Annotated in this window: 11 protein-coding genes; 7 read left to right on the forward strand and 4 right to left on the reverse strand. The window is 71.3% G+C overall.

The features are described from left to right. From ABFX54_RS25410 to ABFX54_RS25430, 5 genes are all read left to right on the forward strand, one after another. Positions 1-1,379 (forward strand): FtsX-like permease family protein (locus ABFX54_RS25410; RefSeq protein WP_346108688.1); only part of this gene is annotated, 1,379 nt, incomplete at its 5' end. A 58-nt stretch (positions 1,380-1,437) separates the two neighbouring features. Then, positions 1,438-4,026: an FtsX-like permease family protein gene (locus ABFX54_RS25415; protein ID WP_346108690.1), complete on the forward strand. Its 2,589-nt coding sequence runs from the start codon at positions 1,438-1,440 to the stop codon at positions 4,024-4,026. Continuing rightward, positions 4,023-4,949, forward strand: coding sequence for an ABC transporter ATP-binding protein (locus ABFX54_RS25420; protein ID WP_346108692.1), 927 nt, complete (start codon positions 4,023-4,025; stop codon positions 4,947-4,949). Before ABFX54_RS25415 ends, ABFX54_RS25420 begins: the two co-directional genes overlap by 4 nt. Beyond that, positions 4,942-5,634 carry an ABC transporter ATP-binding protein gene (locus tag ABFX54_RS25425; protein WP_346108694.1) on the forward strand — a complete coding sequence of 231 codons (693 nt, stop codon included), beginning with the start codon at positions 4,942-4,944 and terminating at the stop codon, positions 5,632-5,634. The genes ABFX54_RS25420 and ABFX54_RS25425 overlap by 8 nt, the downstream gene beginning before the upstream one ends. Before the next feature lie 134 nt (positions 5,635-5,768). Then, positions 5,769-6,464 carry an HAD family hydrolase gene (locus tag ABFX54_RS25430; protein WP_346108696.1) on the forward strand — a complete coding sequence of 232 codons (696 nt, stop codon included), beginning with the start codon at positions 5,769-5,771 and terminating at the stop codon, positions 6,462-6,464. A 22-nt stretch (positions 6,465-6,486) separates the two neighbouring features. Here ABFX54_RS25430 and ABFX54_RS25435 read toward each other — a convergent pair whose 3' ends face one another. Beyond that, positions 6,487-7,893: an MFS transporter gene (locus ABFX54_RS25435; RefSeq protein ID WP_346108697.1), complete on the reverse strand. Its 1,407-nt coding sequence runs from the start codon at positions 7,891-7,893 to the stop codon at positions 6,487-6,489. A 68-nt stretch (positions 7,894-7,961) separates the two neighbouring features. On the opposite strand from ABFX54_RS25435, the gene ABFX54_RS25440 reads away from it, so the two are divergent. Beyond that, positions 7,962-8,447, forward strand: coding sequence for a MarR family winged helix-turn-helix transcriptional regulator (locus tag ABFX54_RS25440; protein WP_346108699.1), 486 nt, complete (start codon positions 7,962-7,964; stop codon positions 8,445-8,447). A 414-nt stretch (positions 8,448-8,861) separates the two neighbouring features. Here the strand turns inward: ABFX54_RS25440 and holA are convergent, their stop codons facing one another. Beyond that, complete coding sequence (gene holA, locus ABFX54_RS25445; protein ID WP_346108701.1) at positions 8,862-9,833, reverse strand: DNA polymerase III subunit delta; 972 nt, start codon at positions 9,831-9,833, stop codon at positions 8,862-8,864. Positions 9,834-9,973: 140 nt separating this feature from the next. Here holA and ABFX54_RS25450 point away from each other — a divergent pair, with 140 nt between their 5' ends. Continuing rightward, positions 9,974-10,894, forward strand: coding sequence for an aminoglycoside phosphotransferase/kinase family protein (locus ABFX54_RS25450; RefSeq protein WP_346108703.1), 921 nt, complete (start codon positions 9,974-9,976; stop codon positions 10,892-10,894). Positions 10,895-10,911: 17 nt separating this feature from the next. Here ABFX54_RS25450 and ABFX54_RS25455 read toward each other — a convergent pair whose 3' ends face one another. Continuing rightward, positions 10,912-11,667: a hypothetical protein gene (locus tag ABFX54_RS25455; RefSeq protein ID WP_346108705.1), complete on the reverse strand. Its 756-nt coding sequence runs from the start codon at positions 11,665-11,667 to the stop codon at positions 10,912-10,914. 422 nt (positions 11,668-12,089) lie between these two features. Further along, positions 12,090-12,818 (reverse strand): ComEC/Rec2 family competence protein, encoded by a 729-nt coding sequence (locus ABFX54_RS25460; protein ID WP_346108706.1) that lies wholly within the window; start codon positions 12,816-12,818, stop codon positions 12,090-12,092. Positions 12,819-12,824 lie beyond the last annotated feature (6 nt).

Consider the following 12,824-nt stretch of genomic DNA (forward strand, 5'->3'; position numbering starts at 1 on the left):
CCGACCTGCGGCTGTCGGGGCCGCCGGACGGGCCCGAGCTGGGCGCGCTCGGGCGCGGCACCGCGTTCACCGCGCTGCCCGGCCTGACCGCCGCCTCCCCCGGTTACCGGGGGCAGAGCGAGGTCGGCGGCGAGAGCGCGCTGCTGCTCACGCTGGACGCCGCGAAGATGGGGCAGTTGTTCCACCTTCGTGCGGATCTGTCGGCGCAGACCACCGCCGAGTTGTCGCGGAGCCTGGCCGGTGACCAGGCGGGCAAGCTGGACCTGCCCGGCCGGCCCGCCACGCTCACCCTGTCCGCCCGGGTGAGCACGGACCTGCCGCTGCGGCTCGTCCTGTCCGACGCGCTCGGCGTGTGGCGCGAGGTCTCGCTCGGCGTGCTCAAGCCCGGCGACAACCAGGTCGAGGTGGACCTGCGGGCGCTGGCCGGGCGGAGCGGGGCGCTGTCGTACCCGATCTCGCTGCGCGGCCTGCTCGCGGGCGCGCCGGAGAGCGAGGCGAGCCTCACCCTGACCGGCCTGCGCGCCGACGGCCGCGACATGGCCGCGCCGCCGCTCACGATGACCGTCGGCGACGGGCCGGGAGCGGCCGCGTTCGTGGCGCCGCCTCGGCTCGGGCCGCTGCCCGTCGTGCTCACCGCCGACCTGGCCGCCTCGCTCAAGCTGGGCGTCGGGCAGGTCGGGAAGGCCAGCATCGACCGCCGGGTCCAGACGGTCAAGGTCGTCGGCGTCGTCGCGACGATGCCCACCGCGCCGGCCGGGCAGAAGGCCGTACTGGCCGACTGGAGCACGGTGCAGGCGCACGAACTCGCCGCGGCGCAGTCGCCGCGGCCGGCCACCGAATGGTGGCTGGCCGGAGACGGCGCGGCGGCCGTGGCGGCGCTCGGGAGACACCCGGAATGGGACGTCTCCGTGCTCGACCAGCGGGCGCTGGCCGCGACGCTGCAGAACGACCCGCTGGCCAGCGGGCTGCAGGGGGCGCTGATGCTGGGGTTCCTGGCGGCACTGGTCTTCGCCGTGCTGGGGTTCCTGGTCAACGCGGCCGTCGCGGCGCGGGAGCGGATGGCCGAGTTCGCGATCCTGCGGGCGCTTGGAGTGAACTCGCGGCAGGTGTTCGGAATCCTCGCGATGGAGCAGACGTTCGTGGTCGGGCTGTCGCTGGTGGCCGGGACCGGGCTGGCGATCGTGGTCGGGGTGCTGGTGGTGCCGCACATCGTGCTGACCGGCCAGGCGGCGGCCGTCACGCCGGGGGTGCTGCTCGACATCCCGTGGGCGGCGACCGGGGTGATGCTGGTGCTGGTGGCCGGGGTGCTGTTCGCGATCGTCGCCGGGCTGACGCGCAACCTGCGCCGGCAAGGGCTCGCCTTCCGGGAGGAACAGTGACGATTCCGGCTGCTCGCCGCCCGGCGGGGTTCCGGCTGCTCGCCTTCCGGGAGGGACAGTGAGGATCCGGCTGCTCGCCCGGGAGCACCTGGGCACGGTCGCCGTGCTCTTCGTGCTGACGCTGGGCGCCTGTCTGCTGGTCGCGGGCCTGCCCAGGGCGACGCAGGCGGCGTACGACGAGGCGCTGCGCCGCGACCTCCAGGCCGCGCCCGCCGTCCAGACCGACCTGGCCGTGACCGTCAACTCCGGCTCGCGAGCCGAGGACCTGCGCGAACGCGCCCAGTTCGACTCCCGCGAGCACCTCTGGCGCGAGATCCTGCCGCCCCAGCTGCGCCCGGTGACCGCGCCCTCCGGCGCCGGCCACATGAGCGCCAAGACCACTCTGACGCCGATCACCGGCACCGGCGGCAAGTCCTTCCTCAACCTGGGCTGGCTCTCCGACGCCGACCGGCGCGTGGACTGGGTGCGCGGGCGCGCGCCCGGCGCGCCCGCCACGACGCGCTACGAGGGCGAGACGATCCCGGTCTTCGAGGTGGGCGTCGTCGAACAGGCCCTGGACAAGATGAACCTGCGGCTGGGCCAGACGGTGTTCGTCGGCGAGAACGACTATGCCGCCGTCAAGATCGTCGGCACCTTCCGCGCCAAGGATCCCGGCGACCGCTACTGGTCCCACAACTCCGACATCCTGCGCATCCTCGAAGAGCAGCCGCCCGGCCGCCAGGACTTCGTCCGGCACATCACCACGCTCACGTCCGACGCCGGGCTCACCGCGCTCAGCGGCGAGGGGCGCAACCTGACCTACCGCTGGATCCTGCCCCTCGAACCGCGGGCGGCCGACGCGCTCGACGTGCCCGGGCTGCGGGCGGCCGTGCACGAGTTCGACCGGGTCGTGGCGCTGCAGACCGTGGGCACGGCCAGCCCGTACCGGCTGGTGAGCGGGCTGCCCGAGCTGCTCGGCGGCTTCCTCGCCGAGCTGTCCACCGCGCAGACCGTGATGTACCTGGTGCTCGGCGGGCTGCTGGCCGTGGCGCTCGGCGTGATCGTCCTCGCGGTGCAGCTCCTGGCCGACAAGCTCGACCGCACACTGAGCCTGGCCCGCGCGCGGGGCGGGTCGTTGCCGCGGGTTGCGGGCACGGCGGCGGCCCTGACCGCGCTGGCCGTGGTGCCGGCCGCGTTGATCGGGTACGCGCTGTCGTACCTCGTGCCCGGCCCCGTCCTGCCGGTCGTGCACGCCGGGCCGGTGGTCGTGGTGGTCGTGGCCGTCGGGTTCGCCGCCGTCGGGCCGGCCCTCACGCACCGCACGCCGCTGCACGAGCGGCGCGAGGACGTGGCCACCGCCCGGCCGTCCGCCAAGCGGATCACGCTTGAGGTGCTGGTCGTGGTGCTGGCCCTGGCGGGGGCTTATCTGCTGCGGGCCCGAGGGCTGAGCGCGTCGGCCGGGCAGGATCCGTTCCTGCTGGTGGTGCCGATCGCGCTGACCGTGGCGGCGGCGCTGATCACCTTGCGCTGCTATCCGTACCCGCTGCGGCTCTTCGTCCGGTTGAGCGCGCGCGCCCGCGCGGCCGTGCCGTTCCTCGGGCTGACCAGAGCGGCCAGGTCGCGATCCGGCAGCGTGCTGCCGGTGCTGATCCTGCTGCCCGCGCTCGGCGTGTCGGTGTTCGCCGCCGTCGTCTCCGACGGGATCGCGAGCACGCAGCGGCTGGCCGCCTGGCAGCAGGTGGGCGCGCCGGTCAGGGTGACCGCGGAGAGCGAGATCCCGGGCGACGCGATCGAGCGGGTACGCCGCCTGGCCGGGGTCGAGCAGGTGGTGCTCGCCCAGACGGGGCGGGTCCAGGTCGGGTACGGCGCCGAACGGGCCGAGGCCGTCGCCGTGGACGTGACCCAGTGGCGCGCCATCCTCGGCGACGCCCCCGTCGGCCTGCCCGCGCTCTCCGACGGCGTGCTCGTCTCGCCTGAGCTGCGCGGACGCGGGACGCTTGAGATCGGCTGGCAGTCGCGGCTCAAGCTCGCCACGCGCGGCGTGATCGAGTCCGTGCCCGGCTTCTTCACCACGGGCAAGTTCGTCGTCGTGCCCATCGGCGTGCAGTTGCGGCCCGCCGTGAACACGCTGCTGATCAAGGGCGACGTCTCACTCCCCGAGCTGGCGCGGCTGGTCCCGTCCGCCCGCGTCGTCTCCCAGGAGAGCGCCATGGCGGCCATCCAGGAGGACCCGCTGACCAGCACCGTCCGCTCGACGCTCGTCGTGGTGACGGTCGCGCTGGCGGCGTACGCGCTGGTCGCCGTCGTCCTGTCGCTGGTCGTCGGGGCGGCCGAGCGGGCCAGGGCGGTGTCGTTCCTGCGTACGCTGGGGCTGTCCGAACGCCAGGCGCAGCGGCTGACCGTGCTGGAGATCCTGCCCATGATCCTCGTCACCGCCCTGGTCGGGCTCGGCCTGGGCCTCGGCCTGCCGGCCGCGCTCGGGCCCGGCGTCGACCTGTCGTCCTACGCCGGTGACCTGGCCGTCGGCGACTACTCGCTCGACCTGTTCCTGCCGAGCGCGCTGGCCGCCGGGCTGGCCGTCGTCGCCGTGCTCGGCGCGTACGCGCACACCGTCATCAGCCGTCGTCGCAGCCTCGGCGCCGTCCTTCGAGTGGGGGACCAAACATGAATCCGACCCTGTCAGAGCTGGAAGCCAAGGCCACCCGCCAGAAGGCCGCCTTCGGCGGCGACGCGCACATCGTGTGCGACAACCTCGTCCGCATCTACAAGACCGAGGGCGTCGAGGTCGTCGCGTTGCAGGGCCTCGACCTGGTGATCGACAAGGGCGAGCTGGTGGCCATCGTCGGCGCGTCGGGCTCGGGCAAGTCGACCCTGCTGAACGTGCTGTCCGGGCTGGACGTGCCGACGGCGGGGGTGGCCAGGGTGGCGGGCATGGACCTGCTGTCGATGAGCCCCCGCGACCGGTTGCGTTACCGGCGTTCCGTGGTCGGGTTCATCTGGCAGCAGACCGCGCGCAACCTGCTGCCGTACCTGACCGCTCAGGAGAACGTCGAGCTGCCGATGAAGCTCGCCGCTCGCGGGAAGGCGCGGCGGGGACGGGCAGAGGAGCTGCTGGAGCTGCTCGGCGTCGACTCCTGCGCCGGCCGCAAACCCCCCGAGCTGTCCGGCGGCCAGCAGCAGCGCGTCGCCATCGCCGTCGCGCTGGCCAACTCCCCGCAGCTCATCCTGGCCGACGAACCGACGGGCGAGCTGGACAGCGAGACGTCGGAGCAGGTGTTCGACGCCCTGCGCACGGCCAACAGGGAACTGGGGGTGACCGTGGTCATCGTGACGCACGACCCGCTCGTCTCCGAGCAGGTGGACCGGACGGTGGGCATCCGCGACGGCCGCACCAGCAGCGAGACGCTCCGGCGCGAGGGCGCCGAGGGCCAGATCATCGCCGAGGAGTACGCGGTGCTCGACCGCGTCGGACGGCTGCAGCTGCCCCGCGACTTCACCAGCGCCCTCGACATGGAGCGGCGGGTCCGCCTCGAACTCGAATCCGACCACATCGGCGTGTGGCCCGCCCGAGAGGAGCCCTCGAATGACTGACTCGCCTCTGGTCGTGGTGGAGGGTCTGCGCAAGGTCTACCGGACCGGGCCGAAGGAGGTCGTCGCGCTGCGAGATGTGACGTTCTCCATCCATCCCGGCGAACTGGTCGCCGTACGGGGGCGGTCGGGCTCGGGCAAGACCACCCTGCTCAACCAGATCGGCGGCCTGGACAAAGCGGACGCCGGCCGGGTTGTGGTGGACGGGCACGAGGTCACCGCCATGTCGGAGGACGAGCTGCTCACCCTGCGGCGGGACGTCGTCGGCTTCGTCTTCCAGTCCTTCGGCCTGATCCCCGTCCTGTCGGCGGCCGAGAACGTCGGGGTGCCGATGCGCCTCGTGCGTACGCCCGCGGTGGAACGGGAGGCCCGCGTCCGGATGCTGCTCGCGCTCGTGGGGCTGGAGCAGCACGTCAACCAGCGGCCGTACGAGCTGTCCGGGGGGCAGCGGCAGCGGGTGGCCATCGCGCGCTCCCTGGCCAACCGGCCCCGGCTGCTGGTGGCCGACGAGCCGACGGGGCAGCTGGACTCGCAGACTGGGCGGCAGATCATGGAGCTGCTGCGGGCGCTCGTACGGAGTGAGGGGGTTACGGCGCTGGTGGCCACGCATGATGAGAGTCTGATGACGGTGGCGGACCGGGTGCTGGAGATCAGCGACGGCGTCATCCACGAGACCGCCCGCACCTGACCGCTCCGCGGCGGTCCTGAACGACGTGAGCCGCTTGCGCCATTGGAGATCCCACACGTGCCGAGGAGGCGCGCAGAAGGGATGACCGTGACCTTCATCCCAAGCCGGCTGTCCTGGTCGAGCCGCGGCTTTCTATGATCGGCTGCGTGCAGCGCCTAGCCCTGTTCGACCTCGACAGAACACTCCTCGACCTTGATACCGCGTTCCTTCGGTGGGCCACGGAGTTCGCCGAGCGACAGCACCTGGGCGCCGAGAGCGTCGCTTGGCTCGTTGCCCAGGATCGAGCCACGCACCCTCACCGGGAGACCTTCTTCAGCAAGGTCCGTGAGCATTTCGCTCTTTCCGAGCCGGTTGAGGAGCTATGGGGAGCCTACCGCCGGCGCATGCCCGACCTCGTGCGGTGCTACCCCGGCGTCCTGGCCGGGATAGCCGGCCTGCGCGGCGCGGGATGGCGGGTGGGGATCGTCACGAACGGCATGGCGGACAACCAACTCGGCAAGCTTCGCCGTACCGGCCTGGCTGGCGCAGTAGACGGTTACGCCGTGTCGGGAGCCGACGGCGTCAGGAAGCCCGAGATCGGCCTGTTCGAGATCGCCGCTGAACGGTGTGGGGCCAGCCTGGCTCGGGGCGGCTGGATGGTCGGCGACAATCTCATCGCCGACATCGCAGGAGCGCAAGCAGCCGGGCTGCGTACGATCTGGATCGACCGGGGGACGTGGCCGGCCCACGAACACACGGCCGATCACGTGGTCGGCGCCGCCACCGAGGCCATCGCCATCATGCGCGAGCATGTGCCGCTTGAGCAGCCCGGCTCGACCACACCTAGATGAGCACATCCCGGCCCAGCCGCGATCAGGCGATCGGACGCTTTCTCCCCAGTCTCGGCGAGCGCGGCCCGTCAACGTTGTCGCGCCTGCGGGCGTTCGGGTCGGGCGTCGTGGGTGACCAGGCGATCGCCAGCAGGTTGGCGGCGGCGACCAGTACGCCACCCGCCACCGCCAGAGCCGTGACCCCGGTCAGCCCGGCCAGCGGTGCCGCCACCGCCAGCCCGAACGGTCGCGACGCGAACGAGATCAGCGTGTCGAACGAGCGCACCCGTCCCAGAGCCCTCTCCGGGATCTCCTCGGCCACGACCGTCTCCCACAACGGGATGAGCACTCCCAGCCCGAACATCGCCAGGAAGTACGCCCCCGCCAGCACCGTGACAGGCCCCGGGATGGCCAGGGCGACCATGGGGAGCAGGTAGGCGGCGGCGCCGACCTGCATCAGCGCCAGCGGGCGGCGGATCGGCAGCCTCGGTGCGGCGAACACGCCGAGCACCATCCCGACGGTGCCGCTCTGCACGATCACCATCCAGCTCGTCTCACCGCCCAGGTCCTGTACGACCGTCACGGGGGCGAGCGTCAGGAAGAGCCCGGCGACGAAATGCCACACGCCATGACCGAACACGCATGCCAGGAACCAGGGCCTTTGCCTGATCTCGCGCCACCCATGCCCCAGATCCCGCCCGAACGCCGAGAAGGTGCCCCGCTCCTTCGCCTCAGGGCTCTCGAGGCCTCGATTCGCCGCCACACCCGCAGCGCCTTGGCCCCTCAGGCTCTCCCCACCCCCCGCACCCCGGGCCGCCACGCTCTGGCCCCTCGGACTCTTCTCAGCGCTCTGGCCCTCTGCCCCCTCCTCAGCTCCTTGGTAGCCCTCCACGGGCCGAGCGGTCGACGTTCGGATGCCGCTCAGCGTCAGCGCCGAGCCGGCGAACAGCACCGCGGTCAGCCCCGCCGCCCAACCAGGCCCGGCGGCGACGGTGACCGTGCCGGCGATCGCCGGAGCCGCCACCGACGACAGGCTCGTCACCATGCCGATGCGCGCGTTCATCCGCAATCTGGCCGGCCCGGGCACGACCGCGACCACCAGCCGCGGCACGGCCGGGCTTCCGAACGCGATGGCCGCGCCGGCGATCGCCGACAACAGCGCGAGGTCGACCAGCCGGTACAGCCCGAGGATCAGTTCCACGGCGATGGCCGCCTGCGACACGCCCCGGACCAGGTCGGCGAACAGTGCGACCCGCTCGGGCCTGAGCCGGTCGGCCAGCACGCCGCCGACGGGGAGGAGCAGCAGCATGGGAACCAGTTCGCTCGCCAGCACGATCCCGAGCGCCCCGGCGTCGTCGGTGGCACGCAGCACCGCCAGGGTCAGGGTCGTCGGGATGAGCGCCGTGGCCAGCGCCGACAGGCACCGTCCGATCAACAGCCGAGACATCATGTTCAGAGAAGGTATTTCGTCAGCGAATGTTTCGTCAACAAAATACTTGCTGGCATAGGATCTCGCGCATGGAGGACTCCGTCGATCGTCACCTGGCCCGCTGGCGCGGCAAGGCACCCTTCGACGAACGGGTGGAGGCGATCGTCACCCGCCTGCAGTTCCTGGTGAAGCACCTGGGCCACACCAAGGAGGCGGCGCTGTCGGAGGTCGGCATGCAGGACTTCGAGTTCGAGACGCTGCACCGCCTGGTGGCTCGCGGGGGTTCGGCGACGCCCTCGGAGCTGGCCGCGGATCTCCTGCTCTCGCCTGCCGGGATGACGGGGCGACTGGACACGCTGGAACGGTCGCAGCTGGTGCGGCGCGTACGCAGCACCGAGGATCGGCGTCGGGTGGACGTCGAGATCACCCCCAAGGGGAACGACCTGTGGACGGATGCGATGACGATCCGCGCCGAGGTGGAGGCCGCGATGATCAGCGCTCTGCCACCCGAGGATCAGATCGTGTTGAACGAACTCCTCAAGCGCCTGCTCCTCAGCGCGGAAAACCCGGGCTGACCTGCGTCTTGCGGGCTTCTCCCTGCTCACCGCTCCCCTCTGGCCCGCTCCTCCGCCGATCTCCCGCTGGCCTGTGTCTCGCGCTGTCGCTCCCCGCATGCCCGTTCTTTACCGACCCGTCCCGCGGACACAGGCACGGAGGTCAGGTGGCACGCCGACCTGTGCTCCTCGGACGCCGCCGCACACTAAATCGGCACGCCGGCCTGTGTGCCCCGGATTGCTGCCGCCGCGCTCAGCCGGCCACGCCGCCCAGCACCCCTCGGACGCCACTGGACCCACTCAGCCGACTACGCCAACTGCGCCCTTCATCTGGCCACCCCGACCCGTGACCTTCGGACGTCGCCGCCCCGCTCAGTTGGCCGAGCCGACGTATCCCTCCTCGATCGTCCGGCCACACCGACTCACCTCTTGGCGTCACCGGCCCGTTCGATTGGCCACAATGACCTGCACCGTGTGCTCCAGCGCGTAAGCCGGATCCGCGCCCCCGCCCTTGACCTGCTCATCGGCACTGGCCACGGCCTGGATCGCCCGGGACAGCCCTTCCGGCCCCCACCCGTTGAGCTGCCGTCGCACCCGGTCCACCTTCCACGGCGGCATGCCGACATGGCTCGCCAGCTGCCCGCCCCGGAGGTTGCGCGGCGCGCTGCCGACCTTCGCCAGTGATCGCAGCCCACCGGCCAGGGCACTCACCAGCAGCACGGGCGCGACGCCCGTGCCGAGCGCCCAGCGCAGTTGCTCCAGCGCCTCCGCCAGCCGTCCCTCGACCGCCGAGTCGGCCACGTTGAACCCGGTGACCTCCGCGCGCCCCTTGTGATAGCGGGCCACCGCCGTCGCGCTGATCGTCTTCTCTTCGCTGTCGAACACCAGCTGGCTGCACGCCGCAGCGAGCTCCCGCAGGTCATTGCCCACGGCGTCGAGCAGCGCCTGCGCCGCGTCGCCCGCGATGTTGCGCCCGGCCCGCTTGAACTCCCCCTTGATGAACTCCAGCCGCTCCCCCGCCTTGGTGACCTTGCTGATCGTGATCACCTTGGCCCCGGCCTTCTTCACCCCATCGACCAGCGCCTTGCCCTTCACCCCACCCGGGTGCGCCAGGACCATCACCGTGTCCTCGGACGGCTGCTTGGCGTAGGCCACGATCTCGGCGATGACGTCCTTCGCCAGATCCTGCGCCGACCGGATCACCACCACGGAACGATCGCCGAAGAGCGACGGCGAGGTCAGCTGGGTGAGCTCGCCGGTGGTGACCTTGCTCCCCAGCAGGTCATGCACCTCGGTGGCGGGATCGGCCGCCCGGGCCGCGGCGACGACGCCACTCACCGCCCTCTCGGCCATCAACTCCTCATCGCCGACGACCAGGGTCACAGGTGCTGGATCGGTTCCCGCCATGTCAGGCAGCATGCCATGCCCCACCGACAACCCGGTACTCAACGCCTCCGCCGCCGCTGTGAGCGCTGGACGCAGGGTGAGGAACGTGCGTCTCAGGCGGCCTCCGGCGCGTTCGGCACGCGCCGTGGCACAGTTTCCCTGTGCCGCTCGATGATCTGCCGGACTGGCTACCGGCCTGGTGCCTGGACCATCTGGGGGAGCGACCCGCCGACGTGCTGTTCCGGCAGCAGTCGATGTCGGCGGTGCTCGGTCTCCGGCTGGCCGGCGGTACGGACGTCGTGGTCAAGGCCCGTCCCGACGACGGCCGGGCGGGGTCGTGCGTCGCGGCGCAGGCCCGGCTGGCCGAGAACGGGTTCCCCTGCGCCCGTCCGCTCACGCCGGTCGTCGGTGTCGGTCCCCTTGCCGTACACGCGGAGGAATTCCGCCCTGGAGGAGAGGTGCTGCACGGGGACACACCGGACATCGCCGTACGCTACGCGGAGGTCTTCGCCCAGCTGATGACCGCACTCGCGGACGTCGCCGTCACGCCACCGCTCCCCAATCCGCGCTGGGTACGGTGGGATCACCCCGACCCTGGGCTGTGGCCTTCGATCGAGTCACTCGACGAAAGGGACCAGAGCCTCGTACCCGCCTATGTCACTGACATAGCCGACAGGGTCCGCCGGCGCATGCTGGCCGCCGACCTGCCCCGCGTGCTGGGCCACGCCGACTTCGAGGCGCACAACCTCGGGTGGCATGGCCGGCGGGTGTGGATCGTGCACGACTGGGACAGCCTGGCCTGGCAACCGGAGGCCGCTCTGGTGGGAGCCGCCAGTACGGTCTTCCCCAAGCTGGGACCGGCCACTTTGCCGCCGATCGAGAGCACCGAGGCGTTCCTGGCCGCCTACCAGGACGCTCGGGCCCGCCCGTTCACCACCGAAGAACAGCAGATCGCCTGGGCGGCCGGGCTGTGGCCGGCGGCCCATGACGTTCGGTGGGAAGCACTCCACGGCTACACCGCGGTGTCCGGCAGAGCGCTCTGGGCCCAAGCAGCCGAACGCCTCCGCCGAGCCGACGCGTGACAGCACCGATCGGCGCATCATCTCTTGTCCAGCAGCGTGTATCCCCCCTTGATCACCGGAGCGTCGGCTGCGGGAGCCATGCAGGCGCTCAACTGGCCTTCCCCGGGCAGAGGAGCCCCGCTCAGACCGATCCGGCTCGGTCCACGGCCTTTCCCCGCGACGTAGAAACTGAGGCCCATGCGTGTCCGGTCCTTCAGCAACTCCTCCCATGGCCCGCCGGGTGTCACCTTGGTGAGCCTGCCGGTGACGGTCGCGGTGGGTCCACCGGTGGTCAGGCAGTCGACCGCGAAATCACCCCAGTTGGTGAACCATGTCCCGTCCGGCATCTTGTACCGGTGCGAGATCCGGAACGTCCCCCATGATCGGGTAGGTCTCCATGCACCGCTCGGGTCGAACGCGGCATGGGCGTCGGCCGTGATCTCGATGTCATTGTCGGGCGCCGGAAAGTACATCGTGGCCCGCCCTTTGAGGTGAGCGGTCTTCGCGGCGGACGTGGTCGGGCTCGGCACGGCGGATGCCTCCGGCCTGGCCGTACCATCCGCCGTCCGGCCCCCGGACGGCGTCGATCCGGCAATGCCGACCGACCCCCAGACCCCGAACGGCGCCGAGGCGGCAGCGCCGTCCGAGGCCCAGCCCCCGGACGGCGCCGAAGCTGCAGCGCCGGCCAACGCCCAGGCCCCGGAGGGCGCGGTCGCAAGGGCCACTGCGGCGATCAGACTCATCAGGGACGTGCGGTTGTTCATCGGGAACGTACGGTGGATCCGATTGGTCACGGTTGCACCCCGGTCGGAAGAGGTCGTGCATGCTGACCTTCTGAGCCTTCCAATCTCCCTGGTGCTGCGACTCCCTCTGGCGAGGGAAGGCATGATCGCCATGCTCCCTCGAATGGGGGAAATAGGCTTGGGACGCGAGGTGCGGGGCCGCGTAGGCCGGACTGTTCTCGATCCCGGCTCCTGGCTTCCGCCCAAGCTCCCCTCTGCTCCCCGGTCCCTGAGCCCGGCCCTCTGCTCCCTGCTCCGTGCTCCCTGGCCCCTGACCCGTTCCTCGCCCCCGGCTCCTCGGTCCCGGCCCCTGGCCCTCGACCGCCGACCGCCGACCGCCGACCGCCGACCGCCGACCGCCGACCGCCGACCAAGTCTCGCGAACAATCGCGTCACCCCACATACGTCCTGGTTCCAAGCCCAAAGCTGATCGGCTACGTGCCTCGTGCGACGACCGCCATTCCTCCTTCTTCTCGTTCGACCACGGCGAGGTCTCCGTCCTGATCGGTCCGGTAGATGGTGAGGCCCAGCCGTCTCAGCAGGTTCAGCGTGTACTCGGCGGGATGGCCGTAGTCGTTGTCGGCTCCGACGCTGATCAGCGCGGCTCGGGCGCCCAGCGAGGACAGGAAGGTCGGGGACTGCCGGTTCGAACCGTGGTGCGGGGTTTTGAGGAGGTCCGCCCGTACGGTCAAGCGGCGGTGCAGTTGTTCCTGCGCTTCCGTTTCCAGGTCGCCGCTGAGCAGGATCGAGCCGGCGCGCCAGCGTACGTGCATAACGATGCTGGAGTTGTTGATCGCGCTTCCCTCTCCGTATCCGTGCATGTCATGGGCTGCGACCTCCGGGGCCAGTACGGTCAGCTCCGATGGACCGAACCGCCAGCGGGTCCCTGGTGGGGCGGTCCATTCGGGGATCCGGTGGTGTGCGAGGGTGGCGGACACGCGTGCGACTGATCGTGCGTCCGTTCGTTGCGGACTGACCAGCACCGCGCCGACGCGTCGGTTTCTGAGCACGCCTGGCAGACCGTTGACATGATCGGCGTGGGGGTGGGTGAGAACGAGCAGCGGTACGTCCTCGATGCCGATCCTCCTCAGGCAGCGGTCCATGGTCACGGGGTCCGGCCCGGTGTCCACCACGACGCCGCGTCCCGGCCCGGCCGAGATCACCAGGCC

Origin of the sequence: Nonomuraea maheshkhaliensis (assembly GCF_039529435.1) — a bacterium.
Lineage (GTDB): Bacteria > Actinomycetota > Actinomycetes > Streptosporangiales > Streptosporangiaceae > Nonomuraea > Nonomuraea maheshkhaliensis.